17 protein-coding genes are annotated in these 17,331 nt (G+C 60.3%); 9 read left to right on the top strand and 8 right to left on the bottom strand.

The annotated features are described in order from the left end of the window. Nucleotides 1–27 precede the first annotated feature (27 nt). The 4 genes from fapC to fapF all read left to right on the top strand — a co-directional run bounded on the left by fapC (nt 28) and on the right by fapF (nt 3,652). Nucleotides 28–774 (top strand): amyloid-like fimbrin subunit FapC, encoded by a 747-nt coding sequence (fapC, locus tag FX984_RS00080; RefSeq protein ID WP_027606447.1) that lies wholly within the window; start codon nt 28–30, stop codon nt 772–774. 61 nt (nt 775–835) lie between these two features. Further along, nucleotides 836–1,516: a C39 family peptidase gene (locus FX984_RS00075; RefSeq protein ID WP_027606448.1), complete on the top strand. Its 681-nt coding sequence runs from the start codon at nt 836–838 to the stop codon at nt 1,514–1,516. A 38-nt stretch (nt 1,517–1,554) separates the two neighbouring features. Continuing rightward, nucleotides 1,555–2,298 (top strand): fibril amyloid subunit FapE, encoded by a 744-nt coding sequence (gene fapE / locus FX984_RS00070; protein ID WP_146477922.1) that lies wholly within the window; start codon nt 1,555–1,557, stop codon nt 2,296–2,298. 49 nt (nt 2,299–2,347) lie between these two features. Further along, complete coding sequence (fapF, locus tag FX984_RS00065; protein WP_146477920.1) at nt 2,348–3,652, top strand: fibril amyloid transporter FapF; 1,305 nt, start codon at nt 2,348–2,350, stop codon at nt 3,650–3,652. An 81-nt stretch (nt 3,653–3,733) separates the two neighbouring features. Here the strand turns inward: fapF and FX984_RS00060 are convergent, their stop codons facing one another. Continuing rightward, nucleotides 3,734–5,056, bottom strand: a complete 1,323-nt coding sequence (locus FX984_RS00060) for a sigma-54 dependent transcriptional regulator (RefSeq protein ID WP_027606451.1) — start codon at nt 5,054–5,056, stop codon at nt 3,734–3,736. Between the two features lie 344 nt (nt 5,057–5,400). On the opposite strand from FX984_RS00060, the gene FX984_RS00055 reads away from it, so the two are divergent. Next, the gene (locus FX984_RS00055) at nt 5,401–5,661 is read left to right on the top strand and encodes a hypothetical protein (RefSeq protein ID WP_027606452.1); all 261 of its coding nucleotides are present in this window, start codon (nt 5,401–5,403) and stop codon (nt 5,659–5,661) included. Between the two features lie 65 nt (nt 5,662–5,726). Here FX984_RS00055 and FX984_RS00050 read toward each other — a convergent pair whose 3' ends face one another. From FX984_RS00050 to gnd, 3 genes are read right to left on the bottom strand one after another with little or no spacing between them, the layout of a single operon-like run. Then, nucleotides 5,727–6,551, bottom strand: coding sequence for an HAD family hydrolase (locus FX984_RS00050; RefSeq protein WP_092357825.1), 825 nt, complete (start codon nt 6,549–6,551; stop codon nt 5,727–5,729). Next, complete coding sequence (gene zwf / locus FX984_RS00045) at nt 6,548–8,071, bottom strand: glucose-6-phosphate dehydrogenase (protein ID WP_027606454.1); 1,524 nt, start codon at nt 8,069–8,071, stop codon at nt 6,548–6,550. Before zwf ends, FX984_RS00050 begins: the two co-directional genes overlap by 4 nt. Beyond that, a complete protein-coding gene (gnd, locus tag FX984_RS00040; RefSeq protein WP_223841635.1) occupies nt 8,068–9,096 on the bottom strand; it encodes a phosphogluconate dehydrogenase (NAD(+)-dependent, decarboxylating) in 1,029 nt (342 codons plus the stop codon). The genes zwf and gnd overlap by 4 nt, the downstream gene beginning before the upstream one ends. A gap of 226 nt (nt 9,097–9,322) precedes the next feature. Here gnd and FX984_RS32350 point away from each other — a divergent pair, with 226 nt between their 5' ends. The 4 genes from FX984_RS32350 (at nt 9,323) to FX984_RS00025 (ending at nt 14,114) form a co-directional block, all read left to right on the top strand. Next, nucleotides 9,323–9,502 carry a DUF6026 family protein gene (locus tag FX984_RS32350; RefSeq protein ID WP_256221270.1) on the top strand — a complete coding sequence of 60 codons (180 nt, stop codon included), beginning with the start codon at nt 9,323–9,325 and terminating at the stop codon, nt 9,500–9,502. Between the two features lie 160 nt (nt 9,503–9,662). Next, nucleotides 9,663–11,420, top strand: a complete 1,758-nt coding sequence (locus FX984_RS00035) for a phosphoethanolamine transferase CptA (RefSeq protein ID WP_027606456.1) — start codon at nt 9,663–9,665, stop codon at nt 11,418–11,420. A gap of 114 nt (nt 11,421–11,534) precedes the next feature. Next, nucleotides 11,535–13,760, top strand: coding sequence for a TonB-dependent siderophore receptor (locus tag FX984_RS00030; protein WP_027606457.1), 2,226 nt, complete (start codon nt 11,535–11,537; stop codon nt 13,758–13,760). Nucleotides 13,761–13,904: 144 nt separating this feature from the next. After that, on the top strand, nt 13,905–14,114 hold the full coding sequence (locus tag FX984_RS00025) for a hypothetical protein (RefSeq protein ID WP_027606458.1): 210 nt from the start codon (nt 13,905–13,907) through the stop codon (nt 14,112–14,114). Nucleotides 14,115–14,216: 102 nt separating this feature from the next. Here the strand turns inward: FX984_RS00025 and FX984_RS00020 are convergent, their stop codons facing one another. The 4 genes from FX984_RS00020 to FX984_RS00005 all read right to left on the bottom strand — a co-directional run bounded on the left by FX984_RS00020 (nt 14,217) and on the right by FX984_RS00005 (nt 17,104). Beyond that, nucleotides 14,217–14,708, bottom strand: a complete 492-nt coding sequence (locus FX984_RS00020; RefSeq protein ID WP_027606459.1) for a GNAT family N-acetyltransferase — start codon at nt 14,706–14,708, stop codon at nt 14,217–14,219. 173 nt (nt 14,709–14,881) lie between these two features. Next, a complete protein-coding gene (zapE, locus tag FX984_RS00015; protein WP_146477918.1) occupies nt 14,882–15,985 on the bottom strand; it encodes a cell division protein ZapE in 1,104 nt (367 codons plus the stop codon). Nucleotides 15,986–16,000: 15 nt separating this feature from the next. Continuing rightward, on the bottom strand, nt 16,001–16,336 hold the full coding sequence (locus FX984_RS00010) for a nuclear transport factor 2 family protein (RefSeq protein ID WP_027606461.1): 336 nt from the start codon (nt 16,334–16,336) through the stop codon (nt 16,001–16,003). A gap of 51 nt (nt 16,337–16,387) precedes the next feature. After that, entirely contained in the window at nt 16,388–17,104 is a 717-nt protein-coding gene (locus FX984_RS00005) for a helix-turn-helix transcriptional regulator (RefSeq protein WP_027606462.1), read from the bottom strand. Nucleotides 17,105–17,331 lie beyond the last annotated feature (227 nt).

The following is a 17,331-nucleotide window of genomic DNA, read 5'->3' as shown; positions in this document are numbered from 1 at the left end:
AACTAATTAGAAGCAAGGAGAAACACCATGAAACCTCAAATGGCTCTGAAACCACTGGTTTTCGCACTGGCCGCACTCATGGCTGCTGCTGCTCAAGCAGGTGGTGGCTGGCACCCTGCGCCTCAACCCACCGGTGTGGTTGCCTCTGTGGTGACCGATGTGCAGAACAGCGTGGGCAACAAGTTCGATGACACCAAAACCGAAAACAACGCCTCCGCCGACGGCTCGGTCACCAGCAACAGCGGTAACACCGGGGTCAACGTACAGGCGGGCAGTGGTAACCAGGCCGACAACTCCGGCGCCATCTCCAGTGCCAAAGGTGACTTTGCAACGGTATTCGCTGTCGTCGATGTCAATCAAAACAGCGGGCTCAACAACTTCGTCAACAAAGGCACCCAGAACAACGCCTCGTTGGATAACTCGGCTAACGGGAACTCCGGCAACCTGGGTTACAACGGCCAGGCCGGTCAAGGCAACCAGGGTAAAAACAACCTGGCAATCACCACCGCTGATGGCAAAAACATCGCAGCGGCCGCCAACACCGAGCAAAACTCGCTCGCCAACAGCTACCTGAACACTGCCGCTACCAGCTACGGGTATGGCCATGGCAGCAAAGCCCAATACGTGTCCAACAACTCCAGCCTCGACAACTCGGTTAACCGCAACTCCGGCAATGTGGGTGTGAACCTGCAATCCGGTTCGGGCAACCAAGGCAGCAACAGCCTGTCGATCGGTCAAGGTTGCAGCGTCTGCGCCAGCGGCGTGCGCTTCTGATCCAACGGGGCCTTGGCAACAAGGCCCTTTTTTATTCCAGTGTCCAGCAGGTCACACGATCATGCGCCTCGCGACCCTCACCCTCCTGATGCTGCTCACCGGCCCGACCTGGGCAGGCACCATGGCGATCTCCGCCCTGCCTGGCGGTACAGTGATCTACAAGAAGGTCGAGAGTATTCGTGAACGCCGGTTCGCCAACCTGGTGGAACAGAAAACCGATTTCAGCTGCGGTGCTGCGGCACTCGCTACCATTCTGCGCCAGGGTTATTGGCTGGATGTAGACGAAGATCACGTCATCAAAGGCATGCTGGTCAATGCCGACCAGGACCTGGTGCGTACCCAGGGCTTTTCCATGCTGGACATGAAGCGCTACCTCGAAAGCATCGGCATGCGTGCCCGGGGCTACAAAATCGCGCCAGAAACACTGGTCACCGTAAGGATCCCCGTGGTGGTCCTGCTGGAAATTCGTGGCTACAAGCACTTCGTGGTGATGCAGCGGGCCGACAAGGACTGGGTCTATATCGGCGACCCGGTACTGGGCCATAAGCGCTATTCCCATGATGACTTCGTCAAGGGCTGGAACGGCATCGTGTTCGCCGTGCTGGGTGAAGGTTACGACAAGGCCAACGCCCTGCTCGACCCGCCCACGCCACTGACCGCCAAGAACCAGTTGAATGAGTTCAGGCCCGTAGGCGATGCCGAGCTGATGGATTTCGGTTTTATCCAGAGCGACTTCTTCTAAGAAGCGCAATAAGGGGCAGGACGCTCCAGGAGCAAAAGATGAACACTTCCCGTTGGCTGACGGTCTTGTGTCTGGCAGCCTCAATGCCCGCTTATGCTTCGTCGGGGTTCAAACCCATCGAGCTCAAGGATTCGGAAATGGCCGACCTGCGCGGTCGTTACGTGATGCCGGGACGGATCATCAGCTTCGGCATTGTCATGAGCAGCACCTGGACCAACGCCGTGGGTGACACCATCACCGGCAAGGCCAGCATGCAGATCGATTCGTCGACCGTTACCCCGCAATTCTATGTACAAACCACCGGCTCGACCGGCAACGGCACGAACCCGAATACCGGCACCGGCACGGTTACCGGCGGCGCCGGCCTGGGCACTGGCCAGGGTGTGACACAAAGCGTGCGCACCGCCGGCGATGGCAACACCGCCTACAACAATGTGGGCATCACCGTCGAGAACGGCTTTGCGCCCTCCAACATCGTGCAATCAGGGCAAGTGCTGGTCGCCGGCGGCACCGTTACCGGTGACAGCGCGGCAGGCCGCGTGAGCGTGTCGGCCAACAACGGCGGCTTGCAGATGGCGATCCAGGCCAACCACAACCAGGGCAACAGCCTGCAGCAGATCGGCGGCGGGAATGTGCTGCAAGGCACGGTGCTGACCGGCAACACTAACTTCGTCAACAACATGACCCAACTTAACGTCGTGATGAACAACAACGGTTTGAACAACGGTGCGTTGAACTGCAATCTGGATCAACTCAAAGCCCTACGCACGCTCGGTTATTGAACTACGCTGACCGTCGACACTTACGCATTAGAAAAGGACGGCTTATTTCATGCATCGATCGTTATCGCTCCGTGCTGTGATCTGTTTAAGTACGCTCTTGCCCGCATCCGTTCTGTATGCAGCGCCAGACAGCGACATCGAAACCCTCAAACGGGAACTCCTGGAACTCAAGCAGCGGTACGAAGTGCAGCAAAAAGCGCTGGCCGTGCTGGAGCAGCGCGTGCGTCAGGTCGAAGACCAACCGGCAACCCCGGCCCCCAAACGCCTGGCCAAGTCGCCGGCAGACTTTCAAAAAGCCAACGGCACCGCCGTCGCGGGCACGGGGGCCGCGGCGGCATCCGGTGGGGCGGGGGGCGGCGGCAGTTCCTACGGCCAGTCCCTCAAGGATGATTCGGCCCCGGCGCAAAGTGTCAGTAACCTCTATAACGAAGCCAGCGGCTTTTTCGGCAACGGCAAGTTCAGCTTCGAAACCGGCGTTACCTATGCCCGTTACGACGCCCGTCAGTTGACCCTCAACGGGTTCCTGGCGCTGGACTCGATTTTCCTCGGCAATATCAACCTGGACCGGATCAAGTCCGATAACTGGACCCTGGACCTGACCGGGCGCTACAACGTCGATAACCGTTGGCAGTTCGACGTGAACGTGCCGGTGGTGTACCGCGAGTCGACCTACCAGTCTGCCGGTGCCGGCAACAACGGCACCGCCACATCGGAACAATCGGTGACGCGCGACCCGACCATCGGCGACGTCAACTTCGGCGTGGCCTACAAGTTCCTCGACGAAACCCCCACCCTGCCGGATGCGGTGGTGTCGGTGCGGGTCAAGGCGCCCACCGGCAAAGAACCGTTTGGTATCAAGCTGATCAATACACCCGGCAACGACAACCTGTTCGTGCCGGAAAGCCTGCCTACGGGCAATGGCGTGTGGTCGATCACTCCGGGCATTTCCCTGGTCAAGACCTTCGATCCTGCCGTGTTATTCGGCTCGCTGTCCTACACCCATAACTTCGAAGAATCCTTCGATGACATCAGCAGTGACGTCAACCAGAAGGTCGGCGGCAAGGTCAGCCTGGGCGACAGCTTCCAGTTCGGGGTCGGCGTGGCCTTTGCCCTCAACGAGAAGATGAGTATGTCGTTCTCGGTGTCCGACCTGGTGCAGCGCAAGAGCAGGCTCAAGCCCAACGGCGGCGACTGGCAATCGGTGGTTTCCAGCGATGCCAACGCCGGTTATTTCAACGTGGGGATGACCATTGCCGCGTCGGATAACCTGACCATCGTGCCGAACCTGGCAATCGGCATGACAGACGATGCGCCGGACTTTACGTTCAGCTTGAAATTCCCGTATTACTTCTAACCCGACCGCTACAGAATCCGGTGCACAAGGAAAAGCCCCGCAACGATAAGGGTCGTTGCGGGGCTTTTCGGTTTACCCGCCCTAGCGGATCTGGTGTTTGTGCAGCAACCGGTAGAACGTCGGCCGGGAAATCCCCAGCACACGGGCCGCGACACTCAGGTTGTCGCTGTGCCGATTGAGCACATCGCACAGCGCCTGGCGTTCAGCACGGTGCTTATAGTCTTCCAGTGTAGCCATGGGTGGCGAAATTGCCTGTTCGCCCAGCAATCCCAGATCGGCGGCTTCGATCTGGCGCCCTTCGGCGAGTACCAGGCCGCGGCGCACGCGGTTGGCCAGTTCGCGCACATTGCCCGGCCACGGGTGTTGCCCCATGGCCACCAGGGCGTCATCGCTGAAGCTGCGGGGGCGGCGGCCGGTTTCCTGGCTGTAGAAGCGTGAAAAGTGGTTGGCCAGCATCGCCACATCACCATGGCGCTCGCGCAAGGGCGCGGTGACCACCTGCAGCACATTGAGCCGGTAGTACAAGTCTTCGCGGAAAGCGCCCTTGGCGACGGCCGCCTCAAGGTCGACGTGGGTGGCCGCCAACACCCGCACGTCCACCGGAATCGGCTGGCTGCCGCCGACCCGCTCGACCTGCTTTTCCTGGAGAAAGCGCAGCAGGTTGGCTTGCAGTTCCATGGGCAAATCGCCGATTTCATCGAGGAACAGGGTGCCGCCATGGGCCGCTTCGATGCGCCCGACCTTGCGTTGATGGGCACCGGTAAACGCGCCCTTCTCATGGCCGAACAGTTCGGATTGGATCAGGTGTTCAGGAATGGCGCCGCAGTTGATCGCGACAAAGGGCCTGGCATGGCGCTGGGATTGGCGGTGCAGGGTCTTGGCCACCAGCTCCTTGCCGGTGCCGCTGTCGCCACGGATCAGTACCGGGGACTCCGTGGGCGCCAGCTTGGACAATAATTTGCGTAATTCACGAATGGGGCGGCTTTCCCCCAGCAACTCGTGCCCTTCATCTACCGGGGTGTGACCCTTGCCACGCAGGCGCGCCATGCCAAACGCGCGGCCCAGGGTCACCTGCACCCGCGCCACGTCGAATGGCAGGGTATGGAAGTCGAAAAACCACTCGCAGACGAAGTCCCCCACATTTTGCAGGCGCAGCACATCCTGGCTGAGTACGGCGATCCACTCGGTGCCACTGCGGCTGATCAGTTCCTTGACCGCTTCGGGCCGCTCCAGATGATAGGGCTGCAGGCGCAATAGGCCGACATCGCATGAGCGCTCTCCTACCGATTCCAATGTGCAGCTGTCGACATCCCACCCGGCCGTACGCAAACCGGGCAGCAACCCGTGGCAGTCGTCACAGGGGTCAACCACGAGCAAACGACGTTGGACGAGGGGCACACCCATGACTGATCCTTGGCGTCAAAAATCACTAAAGTTATTTAGAAACAACAGTTTGTAATGGTTGCCGATAACCCTAGCAAGATCTTGACAGCGTGCTTGTATCGTTTCGCTATAAGTGCGGACAAAAAGCCACTACTCGTGTTTGCAGGTCAAAAAGTTGCGTCTTCGCAAAACTTTCAATCAGCTTTCAAAACAGCCGCTTACATGACGTCCATCAGGAAAAGTTGAAATTTGTTGCTCTAACATGTGACCCGTACCCCGTCATCGCGCATCAGTACAAGTAACCCGCCGCACGGTCAGCCCAACCGCCGGTACTCACTTGAATGGGCATTTAGAGAGAGACCCACATGAACGCCCCGCTCCGCATCAACGAAGCTCTTTTGATCGCAGACCGTGCTTTCCAGCCCTTTCAATGCGTGGCCTGGCACGATGGCAATGGCGCCCTGAGCCTGAGTGTCATCGACCGCACCAATAACCGTATCGGCAGCAAACAGCTGTCGTCGAACACCTATAGCGACCCGGCGCAATTGGAAGACTTGCTGTTGCAGGCCCGCGCCGAACTCGACAAAGATGGCTACCAGTTGCAGTCCTGGGCCATGCCGAAGTAAATCGCGGCTAACTTGCGATCACTGCAAAACAGTGATCGCGAGTTGCACAATGGAACTTAAGACGCTTATCGCGCCGCTAGAATAAACCGTTCGATTGCTTCCGCAGCGCCCTCCTCGACATTGCTGCCGGTGACCACGCTGGCCTGGCGCTTGACGGCTTCTTCCGCCTGCCCCATGGCAATCGACAGCCCGGCCACCTGAAACATCGCCGGATCGTTCCCCCCGTCCCCGATGGCCGCCGTCTGCTCCAGCGGCACCCCAAGGTGCGCCGCCAGGGTCTTCAACGCCTCGCCCTTGTTGGCCAGCATGGCCGTCACATCCAGGTAAATCGGCTGCGAACGCGACACCTGGGCCAAGCCCTGGACCTTGGGCTGCAATTGCGCTTCCAACGCCACCAGCAATTGGGTGTCGTTGCTCGCGGCGACGATCTTGTCGATACGCTCCAGGTAGGGTTCGAAACTTTCCACCACCACCGGCCCATAACCCAGGCCATGGGCTTCCCGCGGTTCCACCGGCCCTGGCGGACCACGGCGCAGCCAGTCGCCGTCGGCAAACACCCAGACTTCCACATCCGGCTCGGCCGAGAACAGCGCCAAGGTCACCAGCGCCGCCTCCGCCGGCAGGTGGTGGGCAACCAGGATGCTGCCATCCGGGTTGATCAAGGTGCCACCGTTGAAGCCCGCCACCGGCACATCGATCCCGAATGTCTCGATCAGGTGCAGCATGGCCTTGGGCGGTCGCCCGCTGGCCAGGCTGAAAAACACCCCGGCCTCGCGCAGGGCGCTCACCGCGTCGACAGTACGCTGGCTCAGGCGGTGATCCGGATGCAGCAAGGTGCCGTCCACGTCGCTGAGGATAAAACGGATGGGATGAATCGCTGCATCACTCATCCGAGCGAGTGCCAGGTGCGGCCATCGCGCGCCAGCAACCCATCAGCCGCTGCGGGCCCGTCTTCACCGGCCTTGTAGGTCTGGATCCCGTCGTCCTCCTTCCATGCATCGAGGAACGGTTGCACTGCTCGCCAGCCGTTTTCGATGTTGTCGGCGCGCTGGAACAAGGTCTGGTCGCCGGTCATGCAGTCGTAGATCAGGGTTTCGTACCCGGTCGACGGTTGCATCTCGAAGAAGTCCTTGTAGGCAAAGCCCAGCTGGATGTTGGCCATGTCGAGGGTCGGCCCGGGCTTTTTCGCCAGCAGGTCGAACCACATGCCTTCGTTGGGCTGGATCTGGATCTTCAAGTAGGTGGGCTTGACCTCGTCCACCTCGGTGTCACGGAATTGCGCATAGGGCGCCGGCTTGAAGCAGATCACGATTTCGGTGTCGCGCACGCTCATGCGCTTGCCGGTGCGCAGGTAGAACGGCACGCCGACCCAGCGCCAGTTATCGATCATCACCTTGAGGGCGACGAAGGTCTCGGTGCTGCTGTCGGGAGCGACGTTGGCTTCTTCGCGGTAGCCGGGCAGTGGCTTGCCGGCGATTTCGCCCGCGGTGTATTGCCCGCGCACCGAGTTGGCCCGCGCGTCTTCCAGGGACCACGGGCGTACCGCACCGATGACCTTGGCCTTTTCACCGCGCACCGCATCGGCACCAAAGGCAGCCGGGGGCTCCATGGCCACCATCGCCAGCAGCTGGAACAGGTGGTTGGGCACCATGTCGCGCAGGGTGCCGGTTTTTTCGAAGAAATTGCCTCGCGTCTCCACGCCGACGGTTTCGGCGGCGGTGATTTGCACGTGGTCGATGTAATGGTTGTTCCAGAACGCTTCGAACAGCACGTTGGAGAAACGGCTGATGAGGATGTTCTGCACCGTCTCCTTACCCAGGTAATGGTCGATGCGATAGATCTGCTTCTCGCTCATCACCTTGAGCAGGCTGGCATTCAGCGCTTCGGCGGTGGCTAGGTCGGAGCCGAAGGGCTTCTCGATCACCACGCGCCGGAAACTGTCATCGGTTTCCGTCAACAGGCCGGCACTGCCCAGGCGCTGCACCACGTCACTGAAGAAGCGCGGTGCGGTGGCCAGGTAGAACACCGCGTTGCCGGTACCGCTGCCGGCGATCTTCTTGCCGATGTCGGCGTAGGTGCTGTCATCGAGGAAATCGCCCTCGACGTAGCTGATGCCTTTGGCCAGTTGCGCCCACAATGCCGGATCGAGGGCGTTATCCCCATTGCCCTTGACCTTGCTCGCCGCCTCGGTGCGGATAAAATCCTCGAGTTTCTTGGCGAAGTCGGCATCGCTGATGGCGTTGTGATCGACGCCAACGATACGCAGGCCATCGCCCAGCAAGCCATCACGACTGAGGTTGTACAGCGCCGGCATCAGCAGGCGCTTGACCAGGTCGCCATGGGCGCCAAACAGAAACAGGGTGGTGGGTGGAGCAGGTTCGGCCTTGAGTTTCTTGCCGTTGGCGGTCATTTTTTGGAAGTCTCCACGTGGCCGCCAAAGCCAAAGCGCATGGCAGACAGCATCTTGTCACCGTAGGTGCTCTGCTGGCGCGAGCGGAACCGCGCGAACAACGACGTGGACAGTACCGGCACCGGTACGGCTTGCTCCATGGCGGCTTCGATGGTCCAGCGGCCTTCGCCACTGTCGGCCACGGAACCGGAGTAACCGTCCAGCTTGGGGTCGGTGGCCAGGGCGTCGGCGGTCAGGTCCAGCAACCAGGACGAGACCACGCTGCCACGGCGCCAGACTTCGGCGATATCGGCAACGTTGAGGTCGAAGCGCTGGTCTTCGGGCAGGTTTTCCGAGTTCTTGGTCTTGAGGATGTCAAAACCCTCGGCAAACGCCTGCATCATCCCGTACTCGATGCCGTTGTGGATCATCTTGACGAAATGCCCGGAGCCCGCCGGGCCGGCGTGGATGTAGCCCTGCTCGGCACGCTTGTCAGCCGACGCGGAACGGTCCTTGGTGCGCGGGATGTTGCCCAGGCCCGGTGCCAGGCTGGCGAAGATCGGGTCGAGGCGCTGCACCGTCTCGGTGTCGCCGCCGATCATCATGCAGTAGCCACGCTCCAGGCCCCAGACCCCGCCGGAGGTACCGACATCGACATAGTGCAGGCCCTTTTGCGCCAGGGCCTTGCCGCGACGCACGTCATCCTTATAGTTGGTGTTGCCGCCGTCGATGATCACGTCACCGTCTTCCAGCAGCTCACTGAGTTCATTGATGGTGTTTTCGGTGGGGTCGCCTGCCGGCAACATCACCCAGACGGCACGGGGTTTCTGCAGCCCGGCCACCAGGGCCTTCAAGTCGGCAACGCCGGTGGCGCCCTCTTCGCTCAAACCTTTGACAAATGCTTCGTTACGGTCGTAAACAACGGTGGTATGCCCATTGAGCATCAGGCGCCGTGCAATATTCCCGCCCATGCGGCCTAGTCCGATAATCCCCAGTTGCATGTGCTGATGCTCCCAACTACTGAATAAATGTGTGACATAGTTTATAGCGCAATGAGGCTAATGAGGGTTAGTCCAGGGCAGATCCGTGTAGTTTCATGGGAAAAAATTGCCATCGTTTCACCATCACGCCTCCGAAAGTCACACGACCACCAAAAATAAAAAAGTTCCATTGAAGTGGAAAAGAATTCAGAATTGCTTCCGACTGTTGCCGAGAACCTCGACTCAAGCGTTCTGGCACACCGCGACACACCGGCTATTTGCGAGGCAAGCAATGAGCACAGCACAGATGACCCGTCCTCCACAGACCCTCTACGTCACACTCCGTCGCGATGAATTGCGCCAGTTGAAAGACGAACGCGATCAGTTGCAGCTTGAGGTCATGCGCCTGCGTGCCCATATCATTCAAGCCCAGCTGGACCAGCCTTCCGGTGTGCAGCCCGCGCTCTGCTGAGCCCGTCATCACTTTGTAAGATAACGGCTACATAAATCTCACAAAGTTTTCACATGCCCTTCCCGATACTCCCGCCCCCAAGGGCCATCCCATGCAAGGGTGGCCTCTGTTGCGTGCAGCCCTGCGCGTCAACTGAAAAATTATCGGGTTGGAGCGCTGGATGGCGATGTTCGAACGCAGCAGCAAGTCTGCGAAAGGCTTTGATTGGGCCGGTCTTGCCTGGCTATTCGTGTTTTTCTGGTACTTCTCCGGCATTACCCAACTGCTGATCCAACTCAGCGGCACTTCCGGCTTCAGTGGTTTTCGCCAAGCCTTCTTCATGAGCGCGATATGGCTCGCGCCCCTGCTGGTATTCCCCCGCCGTACGCGCCTGCTGGCCGCTGTGATCGGCGTGGTGCTGTGGGCCTGTTCCATGGCCAGCCTGGGTTATTTCTTCATCTACCAGCAGGAATTTTCCCAAAGCGTCATCTTCATCATGTTCGAGTCGAACATCTCCGAAGCCGGCGAGTACGCCACCCAATACTTCGCCTGGTGGATCGTGCTGGCGTTCATTGCCCACACCGCCGTGGCTATTTTCCTGTGGACCCGGGTACGCCCGGTGTATTTGCCGCGCGGCCAGGCCCTGGTGGCGGCAACGGCGATCCTGGTGGCGATCATCGGTTACCCGCTGGTCAAGCAGATTGCCCGCAGCGACACCCTGGACGACGCCATCGACCGCTTCGAATCGCGCATCGAACCGGCCGTGCCCTGGCAGATGATCGTTGCCTACCGCCGCTACACCGAACAGCTGGACAACATGCAGGGCATGCTCGACAGCGCCAGCCAGATCGCGCCCTTGACCAACCTCAAGGACACCATGGCCGGCCAGCCGTCGACCCTGGTGCTGGTGATCGGCGAGTCCACCAACCGTCAACGCATGAGTCTCTACGGCTATCCGCGCAACACCACGCCGGAACTGGACAAGCTGCGCGACCAACTGGCGGTGTTCGACAATGTCATCACCCCGCGCCCCTATACCATCGAAGCCCTGCAACAGGTACTGACGTTCGCCGACGAGGAGAACCCCGATCTCTACCTCAAGACACCGTCGATCGTCAGCGTGATGAAACAGGCCGGGTACAAGACCTACTGGATCACCAACCAGCAGACCATGACCAAACGCAACACCATGCTCACGACCTTTTCCGAACAGGCCGACGAGCAGGTGTACCTGAACAACAACCGCAACCAGAACGCCCGCCAATACGACGGCGATGTACTGGAGCCATTCTCCAAGGCCCTGGCCGATCCGGCCGAGCGCAAGTTCATCGTGGTGCACCTGCTCGGCACCCACATGAGCTACCAGTACCGCTACCCACCGACCTTCGACAAATTCACCGACCGCCAGGGCGTGCCTGCCGGGATCAGTGACGATCAACTGCCCATCTACAACAGCTACGACAATGCGGTGCTGTACAACGATTTCGTGGTGTCGAGCCTGATCAAGGACTACGCCAAGACCGATCCCAACGGCTTTTTGCTGTACCTGTCGGACCACGGCGAAGACGTATTCGATTCCGCTGGCCACGCCACGCTGGGGCGTAACGAAGGCAAGCCGACAGCGCCGATGTACACCATTCCGTTCATGGCCTACGCCTCGCCGAAATGGCGTGAAACCCACGACTGGAAGTTTGCCGGCGACTTGCAACGCCCTTACAGCAGCTCGCAATTGATCCACACCTGGGCCGACCTCGCAGGGCTGAGTTTCAACGAACTGGACCGCAGCAAGAGCGTCGTGAGCGACAGCTTCACGCCGCGCCCGCTGATGATCGGCAACCCCTACATGCGCCCGCAAAAGGCCTTGATTGACTTCAGCCTGATCAAGCCCAAGAAGGTTAATCCGACCGATGTGGTCCTGCAGGAACCGCCGGCCTTGTAACAGAAAGATAACAATCATTCTCGTTTAGCCCTAAAGTTCCCCCGCTCCTTTCGTCTTTGAGCCAAGGCCTTCCCTTTCCGGGGTGGCCGCAAAGACGACAAGGAGTCTTCCGCGATGTTCGCGCCTTTTACCCGCTCCATGACCCTCACGCTCGGCCTGTGCGGCGCCGCCCTAAGCCCGGACCTGCTGGGTGAAACCGACCCCGAACACACCCCGCTCGAACTCGGCGCGACCAACATCTCCGCCGAAGGCCTGGGCGCCACCACCGAACACACCGGTGCCTACACCACCGGCTCGATGAGCACCGCCACCCGCCTGAACCTGTCGGTCAAGGAAACCCCACAATCGATCTCGGTGATCACTCGCCAGCAGATGGATGATTTCAATCTCAACACGTTGACCGACGTGCTGCGCCAGACCACCGGGATCAACGTCCAGCACAACGACTCCGACCGCGTGTCCTATTCCTCCCGCGGCTACGGCATCACCAACTTTCAGATTGACGGAATGCTCAATACCTTCGGCTACATGAAGTCCGACGCCGATACCATCATCTATGACCACATCGAGGTGGTACGCGGTGCCACGGGCTTGACCACCGGCGCCGGCGACCCCTCGGCCACCATCAATATGGTGCGCAAGCGCCCGACGGCCCAATGGCAGGCGAAAACCGGCGTCAGCGCCGGCAGCCATGACAACTATTACAGCTACGTGGACGTGGGCGGCCCGCTGGCGTTCGACGGCAAGCTGCGCGGACGCACGGTGCTGGCCTACCGTGACAGCCAATCGTTCCGCGACAACTATGGCCTGCAGCGGGCGGTCGGCTACGGCATCCTGGAAGGCGATCTTTCCGACGATACCGTGCTGGCCGTAGGTTTCGATTACCAGAACAAGCAGGTCCAGGGCACCTCATGGGGTACCGTGCCGTACTGGAACAGTGAGGGCGGCAAGGCCGGACTGTCGCGCTCCACCAATATGGCGGCGCACTGGAGTTCCTGGCCGCTGACGGACAAGACCACCTTCGCGACCCTCGACCATCGGCTGGGCGGCGACTGGCACGTGAAGGCCGCCTACACCCATCGCCAGAGCGATACGGATGGCAAGGTGTACTACGGCGGCGCAGGCTTCCCCAACGATGACCGCAGCGGCATGACCGCCTGGGCGAGCCATATGCGCGGCACATCGAGAATGGAGGCCGTCGACCTCAACCTCGCCGGCAGCTATGCACTGCTGGGCCGCGAACATGCACTGATGATGGGCTATGGCGAGGCCACGCAGCGGGACGTCTCCCCCGTGATGCGCAGCAACCTACCCGCCGGCTATTACACCATCGAAGACTGGAAATACATGGGCGGGATCGCCAAGTTCGGCGACACCGTCACCGACCTCAAGGGCGAACACAGCAGCAAGCAACAAAAGGCCGGCTACCTGGCCACGCGACTGAGCCTTACCGACCGCTTGCATGCGGTGCTGGGCAGTCGCTATGGCAGTTGGGAACTGAAAAGCGCCGCCCCGCACTACGATGCCAACGACCAGCTTACCGCCGCCGGGAAAACCAGCCAGACCCACAATGATATGTGGACGCCCTACGCCGGCCTGCTCTACGACCTGACACCGGAGTACACCGTCTACGCGAGCTATACCGACATTTTCAAACCCCAGAGCCTGCGGGATGCCAACAAGAAGTACCTGGAGCCCGTGGTCGGCAGCAACTACGAGGTAGGCCTCAAGGGCAGCGTGCTCGACGAACGCTTGAACCTGGCGGCGGCATATTTCTGGAGCACCCAGGACAACGTCGCCGAGCGGGACGATTCGGTGGAGCGAAACCCGACCACCGGCGAGGAGTACTACAAGTCCGGCGGCAAAGGTAACAAGGTCAACGGCTTCGAATTGGAAGCTGCCGGAGAAATCCTGCCCGATTGGAACCTGACGGCCGGTTATACCTACACCCATTCGGTCAACGGCTCGGGCAAACGCAACAACACCGGGCAGCCGCTGAACCTGCTGAGAGTGTCCAGCGCCTACCGTTTGCCGGGGGCGTGGCGCAACCTCACGGTCGGCGGCGCGGTGAACTGGCAGAGCGACATTTACGATTGGAGCAATCGACCTACAGGGGTACGCGTCGGCAACACACCGGTGACCGAACGGGCGAAGATCACACAACAGGCGTACACGGTGGTCAACCTGATGTCCCGCTATCAATTCGACGAGCACGTCTCAGCGTCGCTTAACGTCAACAACCTATTCGATAAAAAGTATTACGAACGCGTCGGCTTTTATAACGGCGTGTATTGGGGCGACCCACGCGCCATTACGCTGGCCTTGGACTGGAAGCTTTAAAGCCGGCCATCCGAAGTTAACGATATTGTTAACTTCGGATGTTTCTCGCGTTAATTCCCACTTAATAAGATCGCACCAGAATCGCCCCAAGATTCTGATCAAGGACAGAGCAGATAACCGATCACACTTAATGAGTAAACACAGATGAAACTCTCGACCTTGATGCTTGCCAGCCTGATGACCCTGGGCTCCGCCGCCGCGTTTGCCGAAGGCGGCTCGGAGCGCTCGAAGGAGTTCTACAACAACTTCACCTTCACGCAGCAGACGCTTCACGGCACGACTGAACAAACGGCGTCCGCCAACGGCAAGACACCGAACACCAACACGACCGAACAGGAACAGCCCAAGAGTTAATTTAATCGTTAGTTAATCCGCAATACCCTCGGCCATTCCGCTCCGTTGGCAAAGGTTTATTGGGCGCCCTCTGCTGGCGCCCTTTTTTTCGCCGGTTATTTATTAAAGCGGCTTGTTCCAGAACAACATGCGCCCATGGGCCGGATCAAACTTCGCATCATCAAAACCAAACTTGCGATACGCCGACTGGGCGACGGCATTACCTTCCAGCACCTCCAGGGTGATCTTGCAGCAACCACGTTGGCGGGCGATGTCCTCGACCTTCAGCAGCATTTTCTGGCTCAGCCCCAAGCCGCGAAACTCATTCATCACCACCACGTCGTGCACGTTGACCAAGGGGCGGCAGGCAAAGGTGGAAAACCCTTCAAAGCAATTCACCAGCCCCGCCGGTTCACCGCCGACAAACGCCAGCACACTGAACGCATGGGGGCGCTTGGCCAACTCGGCCGGCAGTTGCTCCAGCAGGTCGGCGGGCAGGCTATGGCCGCCGCCCATGGGGTCTTCGGCGTAATGGTTAAGCACCTTGGCAATGGCTTCGGCATGTACAGGATTGGTGTAGCTGGCTTGCAGCACCAGGATATCTGGGGTGTCCATTTCCGTCCTCGATCACGACTACAAGGGAACCGGTTCCCTTTGAGGGGCACGATTGTAAGCGTGGAGTCAGCACCAGATGAAGGAGATTAACTACAAATGTGCGCCCGAAAGCGCGAAGGCTTTGGCATTAAAAAAACCCAAAGTGCCCATTCAGGGCTTTTTTCGTACAGGCCTCAGCCGAAGCGCTGCAACTGCATTTCTTGCAAGCGGCTCAAGGTGCGACGGAAAGGAAACGCCAGGTAACCGTCGGTATACAGGCACTCCAGCGGCACCTGGGCGTCGATGAACAGCGGCACCTTACGGTCGTAGCACTCGTCCACCAGGGCGATGAAGCGACGCACACTGTCGTCGTGCACCGACAACTGCGGCAACTCGCGATCACCGGCCACCACGCGCTCGACCCCATCCTCGGTGCCGCGGGCAATCCGGCCTGGGCGCTGTTGCGCACTCAGGTTGGGCACCTCCCCCAGCAGGATCGCCTTGAAGCGATCGCACAGCAGGATGAAATCCATCGCCGCCAGGGGTTGTTCGCAGAGGTCGGCATAGCGGCACCACAGCACGCTGTCACTGGCCTGCACGCACACGATGGAACGATGGCCGACGGTGACAGGACCACGACTCACCGCCTGGCCTTCGGCCAATTGTGCGAACACGTTCGCCAGCGCATCGGGCTGGTTCACCCAGTAGCGCTGCCGGCCCACGCCTGGATGCAAGCGATGATCCTCGCCACCGTCGACCGCCACCACGTGCATATGCCGCCCGATCGCCGCAATGCCCGGCAGGAAGCGCTCCCGATTGAAGCCATCGGCATACAGCTGGGCCGGTGGTTGATTGGAGGTGCAGACCATCACCACACCTTCCTCGAACATGACCTGGAACAGCCGGCCGAGGATGATCGCGTCACCGATGTCACTGACGAACAGCTCATCGAAACACAATACCCGCACCTCCCGGCTCAGCTCCCGCGCCAGGGCCTGCAACGGGTCATGGGTACCGGTGAGCTGGAACAGACGCTGATGCACCCAGCCCATGAAGTGGTGAAAATGCTGACGCCGCGCGGGCACCCGCAGGCTTTGGTAGAACTGATCCATCAACCAGGTCTTGCCGCGGCCCACCGGGCCCCACAGGTAAACGCCAGCCACGGGCGAACGGCCCTGATGCAGGGCCGCATGGCAGGCTTGCAGGGCATCCACCGCTCGGCGCTGGGCGTCGTCGGCAACGAAACCCTGTTGGGCGATGGCGTGTTGGTAAGCAGCGAGGGGCGAGTCGAAAGTCATGCCCGCGATTATGACCTACAGGGAGATGTCCAGCCGTGAAATCTTGCCCTTCGCGTCCAGGCGAAAGGTGTAGCGCAACTCCAGCGGGCTGCCGGGAAAATTGCCGGAGACCACATTGCTGACCAGCACCTTGCCGGTACGGTGCTGCACCTTGAGCACCTCGACACGCGGCTGGTAGCGGCGCCCGGTGTCTTCCATCCAGCGTGCAATGGCGGCGGTGCCCACCTGGTGCTGGCCTTCATCGAACACATTGGCATCGTCGGCAAAACACTGGGCAATGACCGAGGTGTCGCGGGTATTGGTCGCCGCGATATAGGCGGCGATGGCGGGGGCCAATTCAGGCTGGGACATGGCAAAGCTCCTTTTCAGGTGGTTGTAACAGCATGCTAAGCCAGGGGTGTGTCAGTTTTTGTCAGGAGTGAACGGCCCGGATTCATTCTGCTCCATCAGCTTGCGCCAGGCCCGCAGCCAGTCGCTGCGCCGCCCCGGATAACGTTCGCCGACGACCTCGGCACTCGCCACGCGGTCGGTGCGAAAGGTGCGATACGCGCCGCGCAGCTCACACCAGGCCACGATCACCCGCACTTCATTGAGAAACCCCAGGGCCAGGGGCCAGATCAGGCGTTGACTCTGGGTCTGGCTGGCATCGGCGTAGTCGATATGCAGCTTGTCCTGATGCCGAATCGCTTCGCGAAATACATCCAGCGGCACGCGGTTTTCCGGGTAGCCAAACCCTGGCGGGCCGGGCAGCAATGTCGGGTTGCGCAAGGCTTCCTGCGCCGTCGGGTCGAGCACATCGGCGATTTTCGCCAAGGCGTTGGCGGCGGCACGGCTGAGCACGTCATCGCCGCGCTGGTCCACATAACGCAAGCCCAGCACGATCGCTTCGGTTTCTTCGGCGTTGAGCATCAAGGGCGGCAAAAACAGGCCGCTGCGCAGCACATACCCTACCCCGGCCTCGCCGAAAATCGGCGCGCCCAGGGCGGTCAACTCGGCAATGTCGCGGTACAGCGTACGCTCGGACACCTCCAATTGCGCCGCCAGCACGGCGGCGGTCACCGGGCGTTTCTTGCCCCGCAGGGCCTGCAACAACGTCAGTAAACGAGTGGTACGCGACACGTTGATCCTGCCGAAAAACAAAAGAGCTGCAGATTAGCAGAGCACCCTGTCAGAAAATGTCAGCAGGAAAACAGCCCCGATCAGACGAGCCCCGTCATTTAAGGAAGAACACTGCACTTGTGGCGAGGGAGGTGCCACTACCTCTTCGACGTAGCGCTGTCGCGCAGCAAACTGGGACCTCTGTGGCGAGCGGGCTTGTCGAATCGTCGCACCGCCCGCGCTGGGGC

Origin of the sequence: Pseudomonas marginalis (assembly GCF_008692035.1) — a bacterium.
GTDB classification, from domain to species: domain Bacteria; phylum Pseudomonadota; class Gammaproteobacteria; order Pseudomonadales; family Pseudomonadaceae; genus Aquipseudomonas; species Aquipseudomonas marginalis.
This window is presented reverse-complemented; position numbering and strand designations above follow the sequence as displayed.

Excerpts from the sequence above, each read along its gene's own strand:
- fapC (WP_027606447.1), top strand. The coding sequence starts at position 28 with ATGAAACCTCAAATGGCTCTGAAACCACTGGTTTTCGCACTGGCCGCA.
- FX984_RS00075 (WP_027606448.1), top strand. The coding sequence starts at position 836 with ATGCGCCTCGCGACCCTCACCCTCCTGATGCTGCTCACCGGCCCGACC.
- fapE (WP_146477922.1), top strand. The coding sequence starts at position 1,555 with ATGAACACTTCCCGTTGGCTGACGGTCTTGTGTCTGGCAGCCTCAATG.
- fapF (WP_146477920.1), top strand. The coding sequence starts at position 2,348 with ATGCATCGATCGTTATCGCTCCGTGCTGTGATCTGTTTAAGTACGCTC.
- FX984_RS00060 (WP_027606451.1), bottom strand. The coding sequence starts at position 5,056 with ATGGGTGTGCCCCTCGTCCAACGTCGTTTGCTCGTGGTTGACCCCTGT.
- FX984_RS00055 (WP_027606452.1), top strand. The coding sequence starts at position 5,401 with ATGAACGCCCCGCTCCGCATCAACGAAGCTCTTTTGATCGCAGACCGT.
- FX984_RS00050 (WP_092357825.1), bottom strand. The coding sequence starts at position 6,551 with ATGAGTGATGCAGCGATTCATCCCATCCGTTTTATCCTCAGCGACGTG.
- zwf (WP_027606454.1), bottom strand. The coding sequence starts at position 8,071 with ATGACCGCCAACGGCAAGAAACTCAAGGCCGAACCTGCTCCACCCACC.
- FX984_RS32350 (WP_256221270.1), top strand. The coding sequence starts at position 9,323 with ATGAGCACAGCACAGATGACCCGTCCTCCACAGACCCTCTACGTCACA.
- FX984_RS00035 (WP_027606456.1), top strand. The coding sequence starts at position 9,663 with ATGGCGATGTTCGAACGCAGCAGCAAGTCTGCGAAAGGCTTTGATTGG.
- FX984_RS00030 (WP_027606457.1), top strand. The coding sequence starts at position 11,535 with ATGTTCGCGCCTTTTACCCGCTCCATGACCCTCACGCTCGGCCTGTGC.
- FX984_RS00025 (WP_027606458.1), top strand. The coding sequence starts at position 13,905 with ATGAAACTCTCGACCTTGATGCTTGCCAGCCTGATGACCCTGGGCTCC.
- FX984_RS00020 (WP_027606459.1), bottom strand. The coding sequence starts at position 14,708 with ATGGACACCCCAGATATCCTGGTGCTGCAAGCCAGCTACACCAATCCT.
- zapE (WP_146477918.1), bottom strand. The coding sequence starts at position 15,985 with ATGACTTTCGACTCGCCCCTCGCTGCTTACCAACACGCCATCGCCCAA.
- FX984_RS00010 (WP_027606461.1), bottom strand. The coding sequence starts at position 16,336 with ATGTCCCAGCCTGAATTGGCCCCCGCCATCGCCGCCTATATCGCGGCG.